This is a genomic window from Amycolatopsis sp. EV170708-02-1, from assembly GCF_022479115.1.
Lineage (GTDB): Bacteria > Actinomycetota > Actinomycetes > Mycobacteriales > Pseudonocardiaceae > Amycolatopsis.
Genome location: NZ_CP092497.1, coordinates 5,760,133 through 5,782,920 on the forward strand (window position 1 = coordinate 5,760,133; position 22,788 = coordinate 5,782,920).

Genomic DNA, 22,788 nt, shown 5'->3' on the forward strand with positions numbered 1-22,788 from the left:
GGTCGCCGGCGCCAGACTGACCGTCGACGGCGGACTCGGGCAGGGCATCTCCGCCCCGCACTGATCCGCCGCGGCCGTCCGACCCGTGAAAGGTGCCCGGCCCGCCCAGAGGAAACCTGTGGCGGGCCGGTCGGCGACGGGGTGGAAGTCGACACCATGCTGCGTACCCCGGACCCGTCGATCTCCGCGATCGGCGAGTACGCCTCCTTCCCGACCGGCGACGGAGGCCGCAGACGGCTCGAATCGGTCCGGTCGATCACGTCGCCGCACGCCGCCTCCTCGCCAGGGGCGGACCGCTCCGGCCGGGCGACGCTCGCGTCCCGCAGTTCCGCCTGTCCGACGCAGCAGCCGTTCGCGCCGGCTGAAACCCGCGTCCGAGCGGGCCCTAAGACAACGGCTGCAGATCTCATCGGGCATGGCGGCGCACCGTGATCGGCGCCTGCCGGTTCGCGGCAGGCGCCGGGTCGGTCATGACCGGTGCCGATGGGCGGGATCGAGAGTGAGCTGGTCGGTGTCGGTGTCGTAGTCGAACAGTTCGGCGTAGCGGCCCCAGTCGATCGCGGTGTCGAGCTGTCGCTGGGCGTCCTCGGCGGAGAAGCCGCGCCGGAGGAGGTCGAGGAAGAACCCGGCGCGGAGGGTGCCGTCGGCACCGGCGGCGAGGCCGCGATGGATGGTGCGGACCAAGGGGGCACGGTGCCGGGCCTGTTCGGCGAAGATCTTCTTGCTCTGCTGGATGTCCGCGGTGGTGAAGGCCTCCCCGATGGGTGTCAGGTTCAGATCCGCCCCGGCGACGAACAGCAGATCGAGCAGCGCGGCGGCGTCGACCAGCGGCAGGAGATCGTCGACCTCGAAGTTGAGTTCCGCGGCGATGTCGGGCAGGTCGACGCGGCCGCCCTGGGCGTGGACGATCTCGACGAGCCCCGCGAGGCCACCGACCGACGCGGCGGGCAGCGGCCGGGCGGTGGGCGTGGCCTGAGTCGGTTCGGGCACGTCGCGGTCGGGCTCACGGCCGGTGAGCAGGTCGTAGAGCCGGTCGACGAGCGCGGCGAAGCCGGGAGCACGCCGGTCGCGGGGCCGGGCGAGATCGACCGGGACCTCGGCGCGGATGTGTCCGGGGCCGGCGCCGAGCACGATGACCCGGTCGGCCAGCAGGACGGCTTCCTCGATGTTGTGGGTGACGACGCAGATCGACTTGGTCGGGAAATCCTGCCCGGCCCACAGCGCCATCAGCTCGGTGCGGAGGTTTTCCGCGGTGAGGACGTCGAGCGCGGAGAACGGTTCGTCCATCAGCAGCAGGTCGGGTTCGAGTACCAGTGCTCTGGCGAAGCCGACGCGCTGGCGCATCCCTCCGGAGAGTTCCTTGGGATAGGCGGATTCGAAACCGTCGAGTCCGATGAGGTCGATGGCTTTCAGCGCGCGTTCCCGCCGCTGCGCGGGCGGCACTCCTCGTGCGGCGAGGCCGAGTTCGACGTTGTCCTGCACGGTGAGCCAGGGCATCAGGGCGAAGGATTGGAAGACCATCGCGGTGCCGGGATTGGCGCCGGTGAGTTCGGCGCCGCGGTAGCGCACCACGCCGGTGGTCGGGCCGATCAGCCCGGCGATGGTGCGCAGCAACGTCGATTTGCCGGAGCCGGAGCGGCCGAGCAGGGCGACGATCTCGCCCGCGCGCAGGTCGAGTGTGATGTCGTCGAGGACGCGGAGTTCGTCACCGGCGGCACCGGTGAAGCTCTTGGACACCGAGTCGACGCCGACGAGGATTTCGCCGTCGGTGACGGTTGTGCTGGACAAAGCGATTCCTCCGGTGGGAAGTCGTTCAGGACAGGGAAAAGCGGCGTTCGGCGAGGGCGTAGAGAGGCCGCCAGAACAGGCGGTTGAGGCCGACGACGTAGAGGCTCATCACGGTGACGCCGATGAGGATCCGGCCGGCGTCACCGGCGCTGGTGGCGCCGGCGATGTAGGCACCGAGCCCGGTGGCGGTGAGTGTGGTGCCGCCGTAGGAGACGATTTCGGCGACGATGGAGGCGTTCCACGCTCCCCCGGCCGCGGTGATCCCACCGGTGACATAGCTGGGGAAGACGGCGGGCAGGATCAGTTTGCGCCACCACAGCGCGCGCGGGAGCCGCAGGTTCGCCGACGCTTCCCGCAGGTCGTTGGGGATGGCGCTGGCCCCGGCGATGACGTTGAACAGGATGTACCACTGCGCGCCGAGGCTCATCAGCAGGATCCCACCCCAGTTCAGGCTGATGCCGGTGGCGACGAGCACCCCGGTGATCAGAGGGAACAGGAAGTTGGCCGGGAAGCTGGCGAGTACCTGCACGATCGGTTGCGCGAGGCGGGAAACCCGGGGATTCAGCCCGATCCACACGCCGACCGGCACCCAGACCAGCGTGGCGACGACCACCAGCGCGATCACGCGGCCGAAGGTGATCAGCCCGAGCAGCAGCGCGTGGCCGACCTCGCCGAAGCCGCTGGTGCCGGCGATGAAGCCCGTCATCCGCGCCAGGCCGTACGCGAGCAGCCCCAGCACGATCACTGCGAAGACCACGTCCCCGGTGCGGCGCCGGACAGGCGAGGTCCGCAGCGGGTGTTCGGCCAGCCCGAACACGGCCATCATCCGGTCGAACGGGAACACCAGCTTGCCGAGGACCCGGCCGAGCAGGGCGGGGATACGGGATCGGCGCAGCACCTGCAAGGCGATGCTGCGAGGTGCTTCAGCCGCTTCGGAGTCCTCCACCCGGAATCGCTCGGCCCACGCGGTGAGCGGCCGCCAGAACAGCACGTTCACGCCGACCACCATGATGATCATGGCCACGATCGCGAGCAGGACCTTGTCCAGCTCGCCCGCGTCGGTCGCGGTGGCCACGTAGGCGCCGATCCCCGGCAGTGCCCAGTCGTGGTTGTTCACGCTGAGCGCCTCCGAGGCGACCAGGAAGAACCATCCGCCGCCGAAGCTCATCATGCCGTTCCAGACCAGCGGGATCATCCCGCCGGGAACGTCGACGCGCCAGAATCGTTGCCAGCGCGACAAGCGCAGCGACCGGGACGCCTCGTCGAGATCACGTGGCTGGGAGACGAGCGAGTGGTAGAACGCGAAGGTCATGTTCCACGCCTGGGAGGTGAAGATCGCGAAGATCGACGCGCATTCCAGGCCCAGCTGGGAACCGGGGAACAGGGCGATGAAGCCGGTGATCGTGACCGACAGGAATCCCAGGATCGGCACCGACTGCAGGATGTCCAGCAGCGGCAGCATCACCTTCTCCGCCCGCCGCGACCTCGCCGCGGCCGTGGCGTAGACGAAGGTGAAGACGATCGACAGTGCGAGCGCGGCGAACATCCGCAACAGCGAACGTGCCGCGTAATAAGGAAGTTCGGCCGGGTCGGTGGACACTGTGGACGGCGCGGTCACCTCGTCCCACGGGACGGTCATCCCGTGGGCGAGCGTCACGAGAAGCCACAGCAGGACGGCCGCCCCGAGGAAGACGACGACATCGGCGGCGCCACGCCGTGGCCGGTCCACCACCCCGCGGGTGGGAAAGGTACGCAGCAGGGACATGTTCAGCTCTCTTCGTCACTGTCGCGATAGGACAGTTCGGTTTCCCAGCGCACACTGGTCACCGACGGTTCCAGGGACAGCCGGCTCACGGCCGACTCCATCTGCTTGTCGTCGCGGTGATCGGCCTGCAGCTCCGCCCGCACCTCGACCCGGCCGCCCAGGTCGAGATTGGTGCTGGTGATCGACCGCAGCGCGAAGTCGGTACGCGCCAGGGCCTGCACCAGCAGCGCGCGGACATGCGCCTCGGCATCGTCCTTCGTCACCGCGAGAAACGTGTAGGAGGTAGGGGTTTCCGTGCCGGTGTCCGGCCGCCGGTCGACCGCTCTCCCCAGGGGCCGCAGCGCGACGTTCACCGCCACCACGGCCACGGTCCCGGACAGCGCGACGACGTAGAGTCCCGCTCCCGCAAGGGATCCGACGGCCGCGGAACACCACAGGGTCGCCGCCGTGTTCAATCCGCGCACGGTCAGGCCCTCCCGCAGAATGACGCCGGCACCGAGGAAGCCGATACCGGACACGATCTGTGCCGCGACCCGGGTGGGGTCCGCGCTCTCCCCGGTGAACCCGTGCGCCGAGAGCAGGACGAACAAGGTCGCCCCGGCGGCGACCAGCGCGTTGGTCCGCAAGCCGGCCATCCGGGCCCGGTATTGGCGTTCGAAACCGATCACGGTTCCCAGTCCTACGCCGCCGCCCAGGCGCAGCAGCATCTCCGCAGTCGTCATCTGCGCTCGCTTTCGCTTGTGTGCTTGGAAAAGTTCGGTTACCACCAGGCCGGGCGGCCGCGACCGTAAGCTCTCTTGGCCAGCTGGGCGGACAACCCGTAACCCACCAGCACGACGAGCAGCCACACCGAGTACCCCGAGGGAAGTGGCTGCATCCGGAGCGCTTCCGCCAAAGGCGACAGCGGCATCAGCAGCCCTGTGATCCCCGCGACGGCGGCCGCGACCAGCACCGGCCGCGCCGGTCGCGAGCCCCGCCTCGGCGACAGGCGGCCGCGGAGGAGGAGAACGACGAACAGCTGGGTCACCAGGCTTTCCACGAACCAGCCGGTCTGGAAGGTCGCGGGATCGCCACCGGTGTCGAACACCCACCACAGCACCGCGAACGTCGACAGGTCGAACAGTGAGCTCAGCGGCCCGAACACCAGCATGAACCGGGTCAGGCCCCGCGCGTCCCACCGCCGGGGCGAACGCAGATAGCCGTCATCGACCCGGTCCCACGCGAGCGAGAGTTGCGCGGCGTCGTAGAGCAGGTTCGCCACCATCAGCTGGACGGGCAGGATCGGCAGGAACGGCAGGAACGCGCCGGCCACCAGCACGGTGAGCACGTTGCCGAAATTGGAACTCGCCGTGATGTTGACGTATTTCAGGGTGTTGCCCAGCGTCCGCCTGCCCTCGACGACGCCGCGGGCGAGCACGCCCAGGTCCTTCTCGAGCAGGACCAGATCGGCCGCTTCCTTGGCGACGTCGGTCGCGGTGTCCGGGGCGACGCCGACGTCGGCGGTGCGCAGCGCGGTCACGTCGTTGACCCCGTCGCCGATGAACCCGACCGCGTGCCCGTCCTCGCGCAGCGCGGTCACGATCCGGGCCTTGTGCCCCGGACCGGCTTTCGCGAACACGGTCGTGCGCCGGACCAGCGAACGGAGGTCGGTGTCGTCGGCGGCGTCGATCTGGCTGCCGAGCACGACCTCACCCACCGGGACACCGGCTTCGGTGGCGACCTGCGCCGCGACGTGGCCGTTGTCCCCGGTGAGGATCTTGACCGCCACGCCGTGGGCGTTCAGCTCCCGCACCGCGGACGCGGCGCTGTCGCGGACCGGGTCGACGAAGCCGACGAACCCGACGAGCACGAGGTCGGTTTCGTCCTCTTCGCCGTAGTCACCGAGCCGCGCCGGATACTTCCGCGCGGCGACGGCCAGGATCCGCATCCCGTGCTCGCCGTAGGCCCGCACCAGATCGTCCGCGTCCGTCCGGGCCGTCGGCGTCAGTTCGACGACGTCGCCTGCCTGGCGTGCGTGCGTGCATCGCGGCAGGATCTCGTCGGGATCCCCTTTGGTGATCAGGATGTCCTCACCCGCCCGGCGCACGATCACCGTCGCCCGCCGCCGGACATGGTCGAACCCGATCTCGTCGGCCTTGGCGAACAAGGCTTCGGTCACCAGGTCGTCGTCGTCATCCGCCAGCTGCGCCACGATCGCCTCGTCGAGCCGGTCGCGGACCCGGTCCTGGAAGTGCACGGCGAGATAGGCGTACTCGGCCGCCTCACCGTCGGGCCGGCCACCCGGATCGACACTGTGCGCATAGGCGACCCGGTCCTCGGTCAGCGTGCCGGTCTTGTCCACGCAGAGCACGTCCATCGCTGCCAGGTCCTGGATCGCGTTGAGCCGCTTGACGATCACCTTCCGCCGCGACAGCAGCATCGCGCCCCGCGCCAGATTCGTCGTGACGATCACCGGGAGCATCTCCGGGGTCAGCCCGACCGCCACCGCCGCCGCGAACATCCCCGCCTGCGCCCAGTCGCCGGTCACCGTGCCGTTGACCACCAGCACGATCGGCACCATCACCAGCATGAACCGGATCAAGGTCCAGCCGACCGCGCGCACTCCCCGATCGAAACTCGACTCCGGACGCCGACCGGAAAGCTCCGCCGCGACAGCACCGGAATAGGTGCCGGCTCCGGTCGAGACCACCACCGCCGTCGCGGTTCCGCCGAGCACCGAGGTCCCGGCGAAACACAGGGACGGCATGTCGACCAGTTCCGGTTCGTGCCGACGCGGGGGCCCGCCGGCGGGCGGCAGCCGCTTGGAGACCGGCAGGGCTTCACCCGACAACGCGGATTGGTCCACGAGCAATCCGGAAGCGGCGACCACCCGCAGGTCGGCGGGTACGAGGTCACCCGGGCCCAGTAACACGACGTCGCCCGGCACCAGATCCTCCGGCGGAATTTCACGTTCGAGCGCCGGATAGCCGTCGCCGGCACGGCGCCGGACGGTCACCGTCGTCCTCACCCCACGGCGCAGTGCCCGCACCGCCCGATCGGACCGGGTGTACTGCCAGAACCGCAGCGCCACACTCAGCGCCACCATCACGCCGACCGTGACCGCCCCGCGCAGATCACCCACGACCACGAAAACCACACCGAGACCCGTCAGCAACGCGACGAACGGGCTGGACACCGCCGCCGCGACCCGCCTGGCGCCGGAATCGACGACGTCACGCGTCCGGTTCTCGCCCAGGGCACGCAGGCGGCTCTCAGCTTCGGATTCGGTCAGCCCTTTCGGCGAGCCGCCCAGCCGCTGGAACACCGTGAGAACGGGAGCCAGGGCGAGTTCACGCAGCATCGCGTCATCGCCCGAGCCGGGACCGCGTCGCGTCCGCGACACGGGAAGTGAAGTCATCCGAAAAGTCCTGTCCGTGGAGGCCGGTGCTGCGGAAACCACAGCGACAGCTGCCACGCGGACGGCACGGGCCTACCCCGGCCCGGCGGCGTACGGCCGGGAGTCCGCGTGACTGCGACTACTACTTCCTTCGCCGGTCACCCGGCTCACCTCCCTCCGCACCTCACGTCGTGAGCCTGAAACCAGTCAAGCGCACACCCCCGGAACAGTCAAACACTTGTGCAAGTGTTTGTCCTACGTCACGCTGGGAGGGCCACCTGAGAGGATGACCCCGTGCCCGCCGCCCATCCCCCGCAGACCGAGCCCCTGCCGCCTGACGTCCTCCAAGACGCCGCGGCGACCTTCGGGCTGCTCTCGGCCACCGTCCGCCTGCACATCATGTGGCTGCTGGCCTCCGGCGAACGCGACGTCGGCACGCTCGCCACCGAAACCGGGCAAACCGTCGCCACCACCAGCCAGCATCTGAGCAAGCTCAAACTCGCCGGGCTCGTCCGTTCACGCCGTGAAGGCAAGCGGCAGATCTACCTCGTCGACGACCCCCATGTCCTCGACATCGTCCACCTCACGGTCCAGCACCACACCGACCTGCGAGCGCCGTCGCGCCGACGACGATCCCGCAGCGCTTGACGCGCAGCACCGCCCCTCCTCCTGCCGATCAAGAACGAGGCTGCGGAGAGTCACCGTCCTCAGCATCCACGACATCGAGCGTCTCTTCCGCCAGCCTCGTCGACGCGTCCCGAATCCGTCCGTCGAGTGCCGCGAAAACCTGTTCCGCGCGGATGGCTGGCCAGTCCGGGGGAAGATGTTCGGCGGGGAGATGGGGATCCTGGCGGACGGCCTGAAGCCAGTCGGTGTGCAACAGCAGGCGGCGCGCGAGGTCGTCCGGCGCCGACGGGAGGGGACTCGGCACGTCCCACCGGTCGAGGAAGGCGTGGTACCGGGCGGAGATCTCGTCGATGTCGAAGGCCTTGCGGACCAGGTCCGCTGATTCGGTCGGCTTGGCCTCCTGCGCGGTGAACACCGTGACGTGGTCGAGCAGGCCGAGCGGACCGGCGATCGCGGTGACGTCCCGCGTGCCCGGCGCGATCCACAAACCGTTCTGCAGCAACCCGAAACCTGCCCAGACGAGCTGACTGCGCAAATCGTGCCGCTCACTGCGCCTGCTGTCGGGCAGCGAGTAGCCGACGAGTGTCCAGGTGCCGTCCCAGTCGCGATTGACCGCACCGGTGTCCCAGATCCGCCGCCGGCCGTCCTCCAGCACCTCGGTCGCGCGGGCCGTCAGTCCAAAGTAGACCCGGCGGCCGTGACGCTGCCTCGTCAGCAGCCCGCGGCCGACCATCCGGGTCAGCGTGGAGCGCACCGCCTCCTCCGAGACGCCCACCCTGGCGAACACGTCGATCACGCTGCCGGAGTAGACGGCGGTGTCGCGCCCGAGCACGTACAGCCCCAGGAAGTTGAGCATCAAGGATTGCGGCCGATGGGCCGGGCCGGGCGCGGTGTCGTCTTCGGTCACGGAGAGCAGCTTAACCGATGATGTTGGGCAGATTGTTGACGGCGGTTTCAATTCTGACCTACTTTGGGCTCGCAACGGACGACGAGAGGACGGCTCCATGGACTTGTCGGGCAAGGTCACGGTGGTCACCGGCGGTGGCCGCGGGCTGGGGCGCGCCTACGCCGAAGCTCTCGCCGCCGCGGGTGCGGCCGTCGTGGTCAACGACGTGGACGAGGCGGCGGCCGGTGAAACCGTCGCGACGATCGCGGCGGCGGGCGGGCGTGCCGTTCCCGTGATCGCGCCCGTGGGTGGCGCGGAGGTCGCCGACCGGCTGGTCCGCACCGCGATCGAGGAGTTCGGCCGGCTCGATGTGATGGTCACCAACGCGGGCATCCTGCGCGACCGGGTGCTGTGGAAGATGTCGGACGAGGACTTCGACGACGTCGTCCGCGTCCACCTTCGCGGCACCTTCACCTGCGCGCGGGCGGCCGCCGTGCGGATGAGGGAACAGGGAGAAGGCGGCAGGCTGATCCTCGTTTCGTCCCCCGCGGGGCAACGGGGCAATTTCGGGCAGACCAACTACGCCGCCGCGAAGGCCGGGATCGCCGCGATGGCGCGCACCTGGGCGATGGAACTGGCCAAGGCGGAAATCCTGGTCAACGCCGTCGTCCCGGTCGCCGCGACCGAAATGACCCGCACCATCCCGGCCTTCGCCCCGGCGATCGACGAGGCCGAACGCGCCGGAAAGCCGTTCCCGCCTTGGCTCCGCCGGGACGAAGGGCTGGGGACGGCCGAGGACGCCGCGTCGCTCGTCGTTTTCCTGGCTTCGGACGAAGCGAAGGGCGTCACCGGCCAGGCGATCGGCATCGGCGGTGACCGGCTCACCCTCTGGGCGCATCCGCGGGAGAAGGCCGTCGCCTTCGCCGACGGCGGCTGGACCGCCGGCGGAATCGCGGCCGAATGGCCGGGTGGGGTCGGCGCGGCGCCCGAGACTTTCGGGATCCCGGCGCCGAAAGGACCGTGACATGCCCATCGACATCGACGCGGTGGTCGCGATCGACGTGCACACCCACGCCGAAATCTCCAAGGACGGGCACGGTTCGCTGAGCCCGGCTCTGTTCGGAGCCTCGGAAAAGTACTTCAAGGCACACGGGCACCGGCAGCCGTCCATCGCGGAAACGGCGGCGTACTACCGGGAGCGCGACATGGCCGCGGTCGTGTTCACCGTCGATGCCGAACACGCCACCGGCCATCCGCGGATCGCGAACGAGGAGGTCGCCGAGAGCTGCTCCGAACACGGGGACGTGCTCATCCCCTTCGCGAGCGTCGACCCGTGGAAGGGCAAGGCCGGCGTCCGCGAAGCACGCAGGCTGGTCGAAGAGCACGGCGTCCGCGGCTTCAAATTCCATCCGAGCATCCAGGACTTCGCTCCGAACGATCCGATGGCGTATCCGCTGTACGAGGTCATCGAAGAACTCGAGGTGCCCGCGCTCTTCCACACCGGACAGACCGGCATCGGCGCCGGTGTTCCCGGCGGCGGCGGGATCCGGCTCAAGTATTCGAATCCCATGCTGGTCGACGACGTCGCGGTGGACTTCCCCGAGCTCCGGATCATCCTCGCGCATCCGTCGTTCCCCTGGCAGGACGAGGCGTTGGCGGTCGCGACGCACAAGCCGTACGTCCACATCGACCTGTCCGGCTGGTCGCCGAAGTACTTCCCGCCGCAACTGGTGCGCTACGCCAACACCCTGTTGAAGGACAAGGTCCTGTTCGGTTCCGACTACCCGGTGATCGCCCCGGACCGCTGGCTCGCCGACTTCGCCGAACTGGAGATCAAACCCGAAGTCCGCCCGAAGATCCTCAAGGACAACGCGGCGAGGCTGCTGGGTCTCGTCAAAGGCGATCAGGAGAAACCATGACGCACGCGAACGGCATCGAAGAGATCAAGGCGCTCGCCGGCGCGGACCTCGGCCATGGCGACTGGGTGGAGATCACCCAGGAACGCATCGACCGGTTCGCCGACGCGACCGACGATCACCAATGGATCCACGTCGACCCCGAACGCGCCGCCGTCGGACCGTTCGGTGGAACCATCGCGCACGGATACCTGACCCTTTCCCTCCTGATCCCGCTTTTCTCCAGCCTGCTTCAGATCACGGGCGTGCGGATGAGCGTGAACTACGGGTTGGAAAGGGTGCGTTTCCCCAGTCCCGTCCCGGCCGGCGGCAAGATCCGCCTCGCGGGGAAGGTCGCCGAAGTCGTCGACATCGCCGACGGCGTGCAGATGGTGCTCGACTTCACGATCGAACTCGACGGCTCCGCCAAACCGGCCTGCGTCGCGCGGGCCGTCTACCGGCATTACGCCTGACGAGGAGGAGAAGGCCATGGGCAACGTCCAGCTCCGCCGAGCGGTCGCTTCGAGCTATCTCGGCAGCCTGATCGAGTACTACGACTTCCTGCTCTACGCCACGGCGTCCGCTGTGGTGTTCAACAAGGTCTTCTTCTCCAATCTGGATCCCGCGCTCGCCACGGTGGCCAGCTTCGGCACGTTCGCCACCGGATACCTCGCGCGGCCGCTGGGTGGCGTGCTCTTCGGCCATTTCGGCGACAGGCTCGGCCGCAAGCGGATGCTCGTGATGACCATGACGCTGATGGGCGTCTCCAGCTTCCTCATCGGGCTTTTGCCGACCTACGGCCAGATCGGCGCGGCCGCACCGCTCGGGCTGATCCTGCTGCGGGTGCTGCAAGGCGTCTCGGTCGGCGGCGAATGGGGCGGAGCGGTCCTGATGTCGGCGGAGCACGCCACCACACGGCGTGGTCTGTGGGCGAGTTTCGCGAACGCGGGAGCGCCCAGCGGGATGGTCGTGTCCACTCTCGCGATGACGACGACGGTGGCCGTCACCGGGGAGGCCGCGTTCCTCGATTGGGGCTGGCGTGTGCCGTTCCTGCTCAGCGTGGTGCTGCTCGCGATCGGGTTGTTCGTCCGCTCCAGGGTCGAGGAGACCCCGGTGTTCCTTGCCGCGAAGACCACGGCGCCACGCCGGCGCTTCCCGCTCGTGGCCGTGCTGCGTGACCAGCCGAAGACGCTTTCGCTGGGCGTCGGAGTCGGTCTCGCGGCGTTCGTCGTGCAGGCGACGTTGACCACTTTCGTGCTCGCATACGGCGTTCAAGCGGGCCATGGACGGCAAGCGGTGCTCAACGCGCTCACCGTTTCGTCCGCCTGCGCGGTCTTCGGGATCGTCGGCTGGTCGGCGGCCTCGGACCGGTTCGGCAGGCGGCCGATCGTGATGATCGGCGCGCTGGTGACAGCGGTTTACGGATTCCTGCTGTTCCCGCTCGTCGACAGCGGGAACGGGGCGTTGCTGCTCGTGGCGCTCGTCGTGGGGCAAGGCGTGCTTCACCCCATGATGTACGGGCCACTGGCCGCTCTCTACACCGAACTGTTCGCCACGGAGAACCGGTACACGGGAGCCTCACTCGGCTATCAGCTCGCCGGACTCGGCGCGGGCTTCGCGCCGGTGCTGTTCGCGGAGTTCCAGCGCGCGTCCGGCGGAGCCTCGACGACGGCGGTCTCCTGGACGATCGCGGCGTTCTGCCTGCTGTCGGTCGGTTGCGTGCTGGCGCTGAAGGAAACGAACCGGCGAGACTTGGCCGAAAATCGCCCCTCCGTCCGAACCGCCGATTAGGAGAGCATGGATGTGCGACGAGGGAATCGGCGGCTGGCCCGCCCGCCGTGCGCGGATCTCGCCCGGCCGGACCGCGCTGCTCTTCGAGGACGAGCCGACGACCTACGCCCAGCTGTCCCAGCGGATCGCGAAGCTCGCGTCACGGCTCAACGCCGCGGGCGTGCGGCAAGGAGACCGGGTGGCGTACCTCGGCCCGAACCACCCGTCGTTCGTCGAGACCCTCTTCGCGACGACCTCGCTCGGGGCGATCTTCGTCCCGATCAACTTCCGGCTGTCCGCGCCGGAGGTCGAGCATGTCCTCACCGATTCCGGTGCCACGGTGCTGATCCACGCGCCCCGGGACATTCCGGAGAATCTCACTGTTCGAACCGTCGCGCTGGACGACTACGAAGCCTGGCTCACCGAAAGCGGTGTGGAACCGGCCGCCGTGACGGTGGCTCCCGACGACGTCGCACTGATCCTCTACACCTCCGGCACGACGGGGCGGCCGAAGGGCGCGACGCTCACCCACGCCAATCTGCTTTGGAACACCTTCAACCTGCTGATCGGGGTCGACGTCGCGGGCGACGAGGTCGCGCTCGTCACCGCGCCGCTCTTCCACATCGCCGCGCTCGCACAGACCTTGCTGCCGACGCTGATCAAGGGCGGCTGTGCCCTCCTCACCCCGTCGTGGGACGTCGACGGCTGCTTCGACCTGATCGAGCGGCACCGAGTGACCTGGATGTTCGGCGTGACGACGATGTACGCGGCGCTCGCGGCCTCCCCTCGATGGCCGACGGCCGACCTGTCGTCGGTACGCAGCCTGCTGTGCGGCGGCGCGTCGGTACCGGAGGAGCTGGTACGGACGTATCAGCGTCGCGGCCTCGTTTTCTGCCAGGGGTACGGGATGACCGAGACCGCGCCGGGAGTGACGTTCCTGGAGGCTCGGGAAAGCCGCGGCCGGGCAGGCTCGGCGGGCGTGCCGGTGTTCTTCGCCGACGTCCGGCTGGACACGCCCGGAACCGGCGAGATCCAGGTGAAGGGACCGAATGTGTCGCCCGGCTACTGGCGAAACCGAGCCGCGACGGCGGCGGCGTTCACCGAGGACGGCTGGTTCCGCACCGGCGACCTCGCCACCGTCGACGAGGATGGGCATTACCGGATAGTCGACCGGCTCAAGGACATGTTCATCTCCGGCGGGGAGAACGTGTACCCGGCCGAGGTGGAGAACGCCCTCTTCGAGCATCCGGCGGTGACCGAGACGGCCGTGATCGGTGTCCCTGACAAGAAATGGGGCGAGGTCGGCTACGCCTTCGTCGTCCCTTCCGGTGACGTCAGCGCCGGGGATCTGCGCGACTTCCTGCTGGGCAGGCTGGCGAAATACAAGGTGCCCGCGCGGTTCGAGTTCGTCGAGCGGTTGCCGAGGACCGCGTCCGGGAAAGTGCGGAAATCCGAACTGCGAGCACGGTACTGACTCATCGGACTCCGAAGGGGACGGGCAAGCACCACGCGCCCGGAGAACCGGCCGGCGTTCCATCGGTCGACTTGGTACGCGGTGGTATAGCCCCAAAGCGGGCTGCGGTCGTCGGATGCGTCCGCAACGAAGCCGCGTACTACCTCTGCCAGATCAGGAACAACGACCGAGACCGGCCGGACAAGTACGCCGACCTCGCCGCCGACTCGACGAGGCCGATAAGGCGGAGCAACGTCCACTCGACGAAACGGACATCGATCTGCTGGACGCCCAGCCCCACCTGGCGCTCGACTTGGCCAAGGCCCCAAGACAGCCACTCGGCACACTGGCCGACATCACCCAGCTCAGGGTGGAACTACCCGCCGACCAGCTACCTGCAGGTCGATGGCCAGGGCGCTGGAGAAGGCTCGTGCCTTGATGTCGACCATGCCGATGTTGAGCAGTACCCGGAGCTGGAGCTGATCGGCATGGCGGAGGTTGTCTTCCTCGAGGTGGCGACGGGTGCGCATGGTCAGGTCCGCGACGAAGCCGGGCCGCCATTCCTGTTTCGGGACGAACACCAGGATCGCGTCGCCGGTGGTCGTGGCCAGGGCCTCGGGCAGGATCCGGTCGACGAGGTCGCGTAGCCTCCGGCGAAGTGGTCCACATCTGTTCAGCGACCGGCAGCACGAGGTCGACGAGCTGATCGTGCTCGTGCTCGCTGGCGATGCCTTTCTGCCAGCGCACGTGCCGGCGGGCCAGGACGTCGTCGGCGGAATAGCAGAACTGCTGCACCGTTTCCCGCGCGATCGAGCACAACGTCACCGGCTTTCAGCTCCCGGGCGCCGATGGTGACCTCCATCGTGATCCCCAGGAGTTGCGCCAGCTTCACCGTGCTCATCCTCGGCCGGTCCAGCCGTTCTACGAACTGGCGGCCGACGACGTTGAAGGCCAGCTTGTGCGCGGTCGCGCAGCGGACGTTGCCGCCGAACTTTCGCTCGGTCTCGGCCGCGATCGACTTGTTGAACTCCAGATACCGGCCTTGCCAGCGGGTGGCGTTGCCCAGCATCGTCAGCGTGGTCGTCTTCCCTGTCCCGGCGCCGGCCTGTAGTACCAAGTCGTCGCCGCGGCGGAACGCCGCGACCGCGACCTCCTGCTCCGGCGTTGGACGACGTGACGACATCCTGCTCCCTCCCCTGCGAACAACGAGCGAGTACACGATCACACACCGGTACGACAGTTTCGTTGTTCGGTCTCACGGAAGGCGAAAGAGCACGATCACCGCAGCGGCGGCAATCCGGCGAGGTCGGCGAGGTCATCGGGGAGGTGCTCGCGGGTCACCCCGGCGTCCTCGAGCACGGCGCGGACTTGGCCGGGCGCGGTGCGGGGCAGGAGGTCGAGGATGCCGCCGCGCAGCCGCTGCAGCCGGTGTACCACGCGGTCGACGTCGACGTGCCGGTGTTCACCGGCCCGTACTTGGTCCCAAACGAAGCGGTGCTTGCCGGCCCAATCCGCGAGGTGCTTGAGTTCCCCCGACTCCGCGACCGTGGAGGCGGGAGCGTCCGCGCGGCCGTGGACGTCGAGGGTAGTCATGGGGGTGTGGCGGTGGTGGTCCGCGGCGGACACGGTGTGGAAGGCCCACACGAAAGCCGTGTCTGCGGTCCCGGTCCGGCTGTCTTCGACCACCACCGCTCCGCGCTGCAGTCCGTAGGTCGCGGCGATGAAGTCCTCTGCGTCGCGAACGTCACCGATGTGGTGTTCGCCCGGCACGAGTTGCACCTGACCGCACCAGCCTGTCGGCAGCGGCGCCGGGTCAAGGATCGCTCCGGCCAGCGGCCCGCCTGAGCCTGCCACGCTGCGCTCCCACAGCGCGAGCAACCGGTCGCGTTCGGCGGTGTAGTCCTGGTGCCGGGCTCGGGCGTTGTCCATCAACTCTCCTTCTGATGCGGATCCAGGGCGTTGGCCGCTCGTGGAAACTTGCTCCTGCGGCAGCCGTCCTGCACGTGCGCGATGCGGAGGGTCACCCTGAGGCCGAGGGACGTACCGACGTCTGTTCGGCCGACATGATCGGTGGCCAGGTGGTGCCGGGGAGCAGGTCGGTTTCGGTGAGCAGGAAAAGCGCCGCCGGGCCGTATTGCGAGTCGACGAACGCAGCGGTCCGGCCCGTCGAGCACAGCCCCATGTCCTCGAGCTGGTTCGTCGTTCGCAGAAACGGGGGCGCGGCGCCCGGGCGGTAGCAGGGCAGACCTGTCTCGGACCGGCGGTACGGCGTCGGCATCCGCGAATTCCTCTCCGGCTCGTCGGAGTACGTGTGCACGCCAGTGCATCGTGATCGGCGAAGCCGGCGTCGTGCGACGCGCCGCCGCCCTACCCGGACGCCGCAAAAGAATCACCCGCTTGCCGTACAGGTGAACGACGTGATCGCGATCGTGGATTCTTCAGCGAACTAACTTGTCAGACCCCGGTCGTATCCTGGGAGGTCGTCGCAGGGAGGCGCCGATGTCGACGTTGGTGCGTTACAGCAGAGCCGGGGAAGAACGGCTGCTCGATCTGGCCAGCTCGCCCCCGAGGATCTCCAGCTGATCGAGGGACTGCGCGGCGAGATATGCCGCGGTGGCCGGGTCCTGTTGTGTCAACAGGCGCCGGCTGACGACGATGGCGCGGAGATGTTCGTCCGGCTGCGCGGCGGCCGGTTCTGGGCGGTGCATTTCCCCGGCAGCTCCTGTAAGGAGCAACAGGTCGATCACAGCCCGCATGGTTCAGGAGACCCGGCGACACAGTCACGTCAATCGCCTTCCGAGCCGGAGGGCGAGGCTCTGGTGGCCAGGAGGGCGAGTAGGACAACTGCGGCGAGGAAACCTGTGGTGCTCGTGCTGGCGGCGATCAGCGGCCCGAGCAGCAGCGGGGACACGAACTGCCCGGTTAAGGACGCGGTCGCCGACAACGCCAACGTCTGTTCACGCAGTTCCGGCGGCGCGGCCTCGGCGACCAGCAGACCTCAGCCAGCAGCGCCGAGCTTTCCCCGATCGCGCTCACCGTTCCCGCCTTGCTCGGCGCCCGGGTGAGGTCCGCCCCGCAGCGACGATCGGCCTCGAGATCGGCGGTCCGCCCTACCAGCTCCGCGCGACACACTCCGGCTTCGAGGTCGACCCGCACGACGGCTGCGAACTGGACGCCGTCGTCCGCACCGTCTTCGCCGCCTGCCCTCGCCGGGTCAGGCGGCCGCACTCATCGCTACAGGACCAGTTCTCTCTCCTTGTCACTGATCCTGTGGTGAACGGCGGCTGGGGTATGGCGTTGTGTGCTCCGGGAAAGGAAGCCGGCGCTGTGGTTTTCGCTGTCAGACATACGTGATTTCTGCTGTCTTGACATCGTTTTGGTGAGTGTTTCGATCGCACAGAGATTGGTTTGCTCCGTGGCGAGCCAGGTCCGTGCTTGTTCGGAGGTGACGAAATTCTGGGTGCGCGCGTAGTCGCCACGTCCGCCGAGGATGGTCTTCTCCGGGGCGATCTGCGCCATCGCGGCCGTGGCGGTGTGCCGGTAATGGTCGACCAGGCGGGTGAGTGCTTTGGTTCGGCAGCTGATCGGCTGGTCGATGCGAGCCCGCTCGTTCGCGTACGCGCGGACCAGATCGTGCATGCCGTAGCGCTTGTTTCCCCGGGGCTCGAGCAGGTGCGCGGAGAGCAGCGTGTCGAGATAGTGCTGAGCGGCGGTGACGGTCACGTTGGCCGTCGCGGCGGCCGCGGAGGCGTCGAAGTCGTGCCCTGGATGCATGGCCAGCAGACGCAGTAGTCGCTGGGATTCCGCGGGAAGACCCCTGTCGGACATCGCCAGGGCGGCTCGGAGGCCGCCTTCCATCGCCAAGGTGGTCAAGGGTTCGAGGTAGTCGGCGAGGGTCCAGTTCAAATGGTCGTGCAGGTGCCTGCCGATGATCGACAACGCGAGTGGATGATGGCCGAGTAGCGCGGCGATCTTGCGCGCGGTGTCCTGGTGCACGTCGACTCGCCGCGGGCGAGCGGTGCTGCGAAGGAGCTGCAGGGCCTCGTTGGGAGAAAGGACGCCCACGGCCAGGCGGTTCGTGCCGGGGATCTCGGTGAGCTTGTTGCGGGTCGTGATCAGCGCGGTGCAGGTCGGCGGCGGCAGCAGGGGTGTCACCTGGTTGTCGCTTGCCGCGTTGTCCAGCACGACGAGCGCGCGGACACCGCGGAGCTTGCGCTGGTACAGCGTGACGCGGGTCTCCAGGCCTGGCGGTACCTGATCGTCGGGGACGCCGAGCAGGCGCAGGAACGACTCCAGCACTGCCTCGGCGGCGACCGGACGGCCGTGGGGGTCGTCACCGGCCAGGTCGACGTGGAGTACTACGTCGTCGACAAGCTGGCGGCGTCGCAGGGCATGGCCGAAATGGATCGCTGCGGCTGTTTTGCCGATCCCTGGCATGCCTTCGAAGATCAGGGTGCGGCACCTATCGTCGAGCATGGAGGCGGCCCGGCCCAACAGGTCCGCGCGTCCGGCGAACTCGGGCACGTCGGCGGGAAGCCGCCCGGACACGGACACGCAGCCGTCCGCGTCGGCCTCTCCCAGCACGGCGTGCAGGGCATGCCGCCATTGGGCGACCACCGCGACGTCGCTGTCCACCAGCGTTTCCACGACCGCCAACACCAGGTCGACGTTCGGCCGGCGCCGTCCGGTCAGAAAACAGTTGCCCACGGTGGATCGGGCAGGCCACTCGCTGCGTGGTCGGCCGGCGTGCTGCCACGTCCGATGGATCCGCCGCGTGATCTCGGTGATGGACGGGCTACCGGCTGCGAGTTTCAGCGACCGCAAGGCCGCGGTGAACTCATCGAGCGTGCGCGGTTTCCCTGGTGTCATCGTATTCGACATAGGCGCCTCCCCCTGTTGTCAGCACCGCGCAGGCGTCAGTCGCGGTGCTCATCCCCCCTTTGAACGACCTCGGCGTGGGACGGCACCGGCCCGGCCGGTCGACGGCTGTCTCTTCACCGAGAATCAACCTGGAACGACTGTTCCAGGTTACTGTGCCGGGCTCACCTGCTGTCAAGGGATTTCCCATCCCGGATTTTCGGCCGTCCAGGATCGTCCACGACCGGCCACCGCGAGGTGTCGTTCCGGCAAAGCTGGCTCCGACAACCACACCGGTGGAACAGGAGCGGAAACTGCTGTGGCCGAACTCAGCGTGACACTCGAACCGTTGGTCGACACCGTCATCTCCGGGCACGCCCGGACCCACGACATAACTGTCGACCGACCGGCGGAAAAAGGCGGAACTGACAAGGGACCCATGGGCGGAGAGCTGCTGTTGCTCGCGCTCGGCGGCTGCTTTTTGAGCACCCTCATCGGCATCGTGAAGGCCGAGGAAAGCTCGCTTGACCTGACGCAGGTGAACGTGCGTGTCATCGGATCGCTGGAGACGGCACCGAGCCGGTTCGCACGGATCCTCGTCGCAGTGTCCGCGCCGCAACGGTTTCAGGACCAATTGGCGAAGCCTCTGCTGAAAGCGGAGCGCGCGTGCATCGTTCACAACTCGATCAAGAACGCCGTCGACGTCGTATTCGAACAGCACTGGACGCCGTCGGTCTGAACCGACTCAATGTGGAAGGAAGAACAGATGGGGGAAATGCATCACGGCCCGGTCCGGAGAGTCACCGTCATCGGTGCCGGCTTCTCCGGAACGCTCACCGCGACCCGCTTGCTGCAATTCGCCGACACCCCGCTGGAGATCTGCGTCATCGAACGCAATCCCGGCGCCCGTTATGGCGGCATCGCCTTCGGTGAAGCGTCGACGACCTGGGACCACATGCTCAACATCCAAGCAGGGCGGATCACGCTCTATCGCGAGCGCGCCGAGGACTTCCTGGAGTGGGCCAACCACGAAGCAGATCGCTCGCGGTGGCCGCTGCGGTGGAAATACCACGCCTTCGGGCTCACGTGCGTCGTCCCGCGGCGTATCTACGGCCAGTATCTCGCCGAACGCCTGCACAGCACCGCCGCGAAGGCGAGTTCGGCCGTGTCCCTGCTGGAACTCACCGGGACTGTGGTGGACGTGCGAGCCGACGAGGACGCCCACCTCGTCCAGTACGTATCCGGTGACGAGGGCTTGGTCACCACGCTGCGCAGCGACTTCGTCGTGTTCGCCACCGGTCATCTCGAGCCGGTACGCAAGTCCTTCTATGACCCGCTCGAGGGTTCGGACCGGTTCATCGTGAACCCCTACAGCGCCTCCGCGCGCGGGAGGTTCGCCTCGGTGAGGCCGGACGAGAGCGTCCTGCTGGTCGGATCGGGACTCACCGCGTTCGATTCGATCGTGTCGCTGGTCAACGCGGGCCATGAGGGACAGATCCAGGTGTGCTCCCGTGCCGGGTACATGCACGCCACCTATCCCGCGGATCATCAGCACGACATCTGGCAGGTCCGCCGCCCTCCGTTCCTCGACGCGCCGGAGCTGACCGCGGACGACGTCGTCGACGGGGTGCGCGCTGAGTACGAGTACCTGCGCGGGACATTCACCGACACCGCTCCGCAGGTGCTGGCCGAGCGCATCATGAAGGCGTGGGAGCCCTACGTCATCGAAGTTGCATCGAGGCTGGACGCGGTGGACGTGCGGGCGCTGCTGGACAAGTACAAGAGCCTCATCGTGGCGAACCGCACCAGTACGGTGCCCGAGATCGGTGACGTCGTCCGCAGCAGGATGAAGAGCTACCCCGGAGCTCCCCGGACGATCTCGCAACTCCCCGGCGACATCACCGGCATGGCGCTGGTCGACGACGACACGCGGATCCGGGTCGCCTTCGCCGACCGCGACCCGGTCGTCGTCGACCGTGTCATCAACTGCCTGGGCAACACCACCGACTACGCCACCGCGGAACACCCGCTGTGGCGGGGGCTGGTCGGCGACCGTGGGCAGGCGATACCGCATGCCGTCACCGGCCGCGGTATCGAAGTCCGGCAGCACGGCCAGCTCACCGGGCTCGACGGTGCGGTCAGTGACCGCCTGTTCTGCGTCGGGCCCATGCGTCAAGGCGACGAAACCACCCGGCGCGGGCGCCTCGGCGCCTTTGTCTTCAGCATCGGAACGCTGCGCAACCAGTGCTTCGATACCGCGACCGAGATCGTCCGGCAGCTACGCACGGACTGGCGTGACGACATCGCCTCGATCCCCGACGGCCTCCACGAAGACCTCGCCGCGGCCGCGACCTGGCTGACCGAGGCCATCGTGCCGCCGACGACGGCCGACGTCACGGCGAAGCTGACACAGCGGCTCCAGAGCGAAGCGGCCGATTCGCTGGTCTCGGCGAACCGCAGTCACCTGACGGCCACCGATCACGACGAGCGTGTGAAGCTCCGCGGTGCCATCGACGACCGGCTGACCGAATTCGCCGAAACGCTGAGCGACGAGTTCGGCTTCGAGGGCGGCACGGCCCGCAGGCTGACCGACCTGCTCGACGTCATGGCCGAACGGCACGTCGTCCACACCATGTGCGACATCACCCGCCTGTCGGAATGGCAGTCACCGCAATACCTGGAACTGGTCAAGACATTCCAGCCCAAGCCGGTCGAGACCGCCCCGCCGGCCACGCTCCGGAAGCCGGCCCGATGACCAGAGCTGAGGAAGGCACGTTGTACGAGCGTCTGTTCATGGTCCGTCACGGCGAATCGTCCTGCAACGTCGTCCACCGGATCGCGGGCAACCTCGACGCACCACTGACCGGCATGGGCAGGGCCCAGGCCACCAAGGTCGCTGGAAAGCACACCGGAACCGACTTCGACCGGATCTACGTCTCCCCGCTCTCACGCGCCTACGACACGGCACGCACCATCCACGGGGACGACGCGGACCTCCTCGTCGACGACCGTCTCATGGAACGCGACTTCGGCGGCTACACGCTGGAAAGCAAGTCGCTGCTGCAGAAGAAGCACGGGATCGCCGAGTACGAGAAGGCGATGAACGGCGACAGCACGACCATGTCCGGAGGCGAGACGTTCGCCCAGTTCCGTGACCGGGTCCACGATTTCTACGAGGAGGAGGTCCTGCCGGCGTTGCGGCGGGGCGAGACCGTCTGCGTGGTCTCGCACAAGTACGTCGTGGAGCTGCTCTGCCGGTTCATCCTCGATCGGCCCGGCGACGAAGCCTACGACCTGCGCCTGCCGAACTCGGAGATGCTGCGCGGCGACCGGATCGAAGGCTACGTCCGCGGCGAGAGCAAACAGCGGAACATGGCCTACGACTGGCTCGTCGTGCACCATCCCGTCGTGTTCTGCGCCGGGATGGTGGCCGGTCTCCTGGCTAACCTGGCCGGTCTGCGGCTACCTCCGCTGCCCTACGTGCTTCTGGGGATTCTCGTCGTCGCCAGCGTCATCACGATGTGCCGCATCGAGATCGAAAGTTCCCGCCGCTATCTGACCGATCGTGGTGTGCTGCGGTCGGTTCTGGTTCGCTACGCGGCTTTGCCCGCCGTCGCGGCGCTGCTCCTCGCGCTGCTCGACGTCGGCGGATCGCATGCGTGGGGCTTCACCGCCGTTTTGGTGGCGACGCCGAGCTCGGTCGTGGCGATGACGGTCAGCCGTTGCCTGGGCGGCATGATCATGCCCGCGTTCGCGCACGTGATCCTCTCCTCCCTGGCGGGAATCGTCTCCTTCGCCGCGGTGCTGCCGGTCGTCCTGGCCCATGGCGCCGTGGCCGCGGTGGCGATCAGCGTGGCGGCGTCCACCGGCACGGTGCTGATCTCCTATCTGCTCGTGGCCCGCCTCCGCCGGAGCACACCGGTCCGCACCGCCAAGTTCGGCGAACGCAACGCCTACCTCGCCGTGCTTTTGCTCACCACCTTCATCGTCCTGGTGTCACTCACCATCGACCTGTCCAGCTTCTCCGCCTACGGCCCGACGGCGATCGCCATCGCCGTGGGCCTGCGGCTGATCGCTTTCGCCATGACCCGGCGACGTCACGTCCAAGGCATCGACGACTACGTCGCGATGACCTACCCCAACGTATTCGTCGTCGTGGTCATCGCCGGCCTCACCGGCAACACCGACCTGGCGACACTGGCGATCTGGTGCCTGCTGCCGACCTTCGCGCTGTCGTTCTTCGACAGCTGGTACGCCCGCCGCATCGCCGTGCCCGCTCGCGACCCGCGATGGTTCACCGAGCTCGGCATCCCGGCACACCGACCCGACCGCGCCGGCCATCGACGGCCTGCCACTCAGTAGATCAGGGGG

Annotated in this window: 20 protein-coding genes; 9 read left to right on the top strand and 11 right to left on the bottom strand. The window is 68.2% G+C overall.

Translation table 11 applies throughout. The annotated features are described in order from the left end of the window. Positions 1 to 468: 468 nt before the first annotated feature. Genes MJQ72_RS25930 through mgtA form a run of 4 tightly spaced genes read right to left on the bottom strand, consistent with a single transcriptional unit; the run spans position 469 to position 6,950 of the window. Positions 469 to 1,788, bottom strand: a complete 1,320-nt coding sequence (locus MJQ72_RS25930; protein ID WP_240593615.1) for a nitrate/sulfonate/bicarbonate ABC transporter ATP-binding protein — start codon at positions 1,786 to 1,788, stop codon at positions 469 to 471. A 25-nt stretch (positions 1,789 to 1,813) separates the two neighbouring features. Beyond that, positions 1,814 to 3,553 (bottom strand): ABC transporter permease subunit, encoded by a 1,740-nt coding sequence (locus tag MJQ72_RS25935; RefSeq protein ID WP_240593616.1) that lies wholly within the window; start codon positions 3,551 to 3,553, stop codon positions 1,814 to 1,816. Positions 3,554 to 3,555: 2 nt separating this feature from the next. After that, positions 3,556 to 4,275: an MgtC/SapB family protein gene (locus MJQ72_RS25940; RefSeq protein ID WP_240593617.1), complete on the bottom strand. Its 720-nt coding sequence runs from the start codon at positions 4,273 to 4,275 to the stop codon at positions 3,556 to 3,558. 38 nt (positions 4,276 to 4,313) lie between these two features. Beyond that, positions 4,314 to 6,950 (bottom strand): magnesium-translocating P-type ATPase, encoded by a 2,637-nt coding sequence (gene mgtA, locus MJQ72_RS25945; protein WP_240593618.1) that lies wholly within the window; start codon positions 6,948 to 6,950, stop codon positions 4,314 to 4,316. A 273-nt stretch (positions 6,951 to 7,223) separates the two neighbouring features. Between mgtA and MJQ72_RS25950 the strand changes: the two genes are divergently transcribed. Then, positions 7,224 to 7,577 carry a metalloregulator ArsR/SmtB family transcription factor gene (locus tag MJQ72_RS25950; protein ID WP_240593619.1) on the top strand — a complete coding sequence of 118 codons (354 nt, stop codon included), beginning with the start codon at positions 7,224 to 7,226 and terminating at the stop codon, positions 7,575 to 7,577. A 28-nt stretch (positions 7,578 to 7,605) separates the two neighbouring features. On the opposite strand, the gene MJQ72_RS25955 is transcribed toward MJQ72_RS25950, so the two are convergent. Continuing rightward, positions 7,606 to 8,463 carry a PaaX family transcriptional regulator C-terminal domain-containing protein gene (locus tag MJQ72_RS25955; protein ID WP_240593620.1) on the bottom strand — a complete coding sequence of 286 codons (858 nt, stop codon included), beginning with the start codon at positions 8,461 to 8,463 and terminating at the stop codon, positions 7,606 to 7,608. Between the two features lie 97 nt (positions 8,464 to 8,560). Here MJQ72_RS25955 and MJQ72_RS25960 point away from each other — a divergent pair, with 97 nt between their 5' ends. The 5 genes from MJQ72_RS25960 to menE are packed head-to-tail and all read left to right on the top strand — an operon-like array spanning position 8,561 to position 13,581. Further along, the gene (locus tag MJQ72_RS25960) at positions 8,561 to 9,466 is read left to right on the top strand and encodes an SDR family NAD(P)-dependent oxidoreductase (RefSeq protein WP_240593621.1); all 906 of its coding nucleotides are present in this window, start codon (positions 8,561 to 8,563) and stop codon (positions 9,464 to 9,466) included. Positions 9,467 to 9,473: 7 nt separating this feature from the next. After that, positions 9,474 to 10,361: an amidohydrolase family protein gene (locus MJQ72_RS25965; protein WP_315860913.1), complete on the top strand. Its 888-nt coding sequence runs from the start codon at positions 9,474 to 9,476 to the stop codon at positions 10,359 to 10,361. Next, the gene (locus tag MJQ72_RS25970; protein ID WP_240593623.1) at positions 10,358 to 10,810 is read left to right on the top strand and encodes a MaoC family dehydratase; all 453 of its coding nucleotides are present in this window, start codon (positions 10,358 to 10,360) and stop codon (positions 10,808 to 10,810) included. The genes MJQ72_RS25965 and MJQ72_RS25970 overlap by 4 nt, the downstream gene beginning before the upstream one ends. A 16-nt stretch (positions 10,811 to 10,826) precedes the next feature. Continuing rightward, positions 10,827 to 12,128: an MFS transporter gene (locus MJQ72_RS25975; RefSeq protein WP_240593624.1), complete on the top strand. Its 1,302-nt coding sequence runs from the start codon at positions 10,827 to 10,829 to the stop codon at positions 12,126 to 12,128. 10 nt (positions 12,129 to 12,138) lie between these two features. Next, positions 12,139 to 13,581, top strand: a complete 1,443-nt coding sequence (menE, locus tag MJQ72_RS25980; protein WP_240593625.1) for an o-succinylbenzoate--CoA ligase — start codon at positions 12,139 to 12,141, stop codon at positions 13,579 to 13,581. 344 nt (positions 13,582 to 13,925) lie between these two features. On the opposite strand, the gene MJQ72_RS25985 is transcribed toward menE, so the two are convergent. The 6 genes from MJQ72_RS25985 to MJQ72_RS26010 all read right to left on the bottom strand — a co-directional run bounded on the left by MJQ72_RS25985 (position 13,926) and on the right by MJQ72_RS26010 (position 18,384). Continuing rightward, positions 13,926 to 14,141, bottom strand: coding sequence for a hypothetical protein (locus MJQ72_RS25985; protein ID WP_240593626.1), 216 nt, complete (start codon positions 14,139 to 14,141; stop codon positions 13,926 to 13,928). Positions 14,142 to 14,233: 92 nt separating this feature from the next. After that, positions 14,234 to 14,743 carry a hypothetical protein gene (locus tag MJQ72_RS25990; RefSeq protein WP_240593627.1) on the bottom strand — a complete coding sequence of 170 codons (510 nt, stop codon included), beginning with the start codon at positions 14,741 to 14,743 and terminating at the stop codon, positions 14,234 to 14,236. Between the two features lie 95 nt (positions 14,744 to 14,838). Further along, complete coding sequence (locus MJQ72_RS25995; RefSeq protein WP_240593628.1) at positions 14,839 to 15,489, bottom strand: hypothetical protein; 651 nt, start codon at positions 15,487 to 15,489, stop codon at positions 14,839 to 14,841. Between the two features lie 91 nt (positions 15,490 to 15,580). After that, the gene (locus MJQ72_RS26000; RefSeq protein WP_240593629.1) at positions 15,581 to 15,877 is read right to left on the bottom strand and encodes a hypothetical protein; all 297 of its coding nucleotides are present in this window, start codon (positions 15,875 to 15,877) and stop codon (positions 15,581 to 15,583) included. A 199-nt stretch (positions 15,878 to 16,076) separates the two neighbouring features. After that, entirely contained in the window at positions 16,077 to 16,268 is a 192-nt protein-coding gene (locus MJQ72_RS26005; RefSeq protein WP_240593630.1) for a hypothetical protein, read from the bottom strand. A 526-nt stretch (positions 16,269 to 16,794) separates the two neighbouring features. Then, positions 16,795 to 18,384 (bottom strand): NB-ARC domain-containing protein, encoded by a 1,590-nt coding sequence (locus tag MJQ72_RS26010; protein WP_240593631.1) that lies wholly within the window; start codon positions 18,382 to 18,384, stop codon positions 16,795 to 16,797. 352 nt (positions 18,385 to 18,736) lie between these two features. Between MJQ72_RS26010 and MJQ72_RS26015 the strand changes: the two genes are divergently transcribed. From MJQ72_RS26015 to MJQ72_RS26025, 3 genes are read left to right on the top strand one after another with little or no spacing between them, the layout of a single operon-like run. Next, the gene (locus tag MJQ72_RS26015; protein WP_240593632.1) at positions 18,737 to 19,156 is read left to right on the top strand and encodes an OsmC family protein; all 420 of its coding nucleotides are present in this window, start codon (positions 18,737 to 18,739) and stop codon (positions 19,154 to 19,156) included. Positions 19,157 to 19,183: 27 nt separating this feature from the next. Then, positions 19,184 to 21,172, top strand: coding sequence for an FAD/NAD(P)-binding protein (locus tag MJQ72_RS26020; RefSeq protein ID WP_240593633.1), 1,989 nt, complete (start codon positions 19,184 to 19,186; stop codon positions 21,170 to 21,172). Further along, positions 21,169 to 22,779, top strand: coding sequence for a histidine phosphatase family protein (locus MJQ72_RS26025; protein ID WP_240593634.1), 1,611 nt, complete (start codon positions 21,169 to 21,171; stop codon positions 22,777 to 22,779). Before MJQ72_RS26020 ends, MJQ72_RS26025 begins: the two co-directional genes overlap by 4 nt. Positions 22,780 to 22,788: the final 9 nt, after the last annotated feature.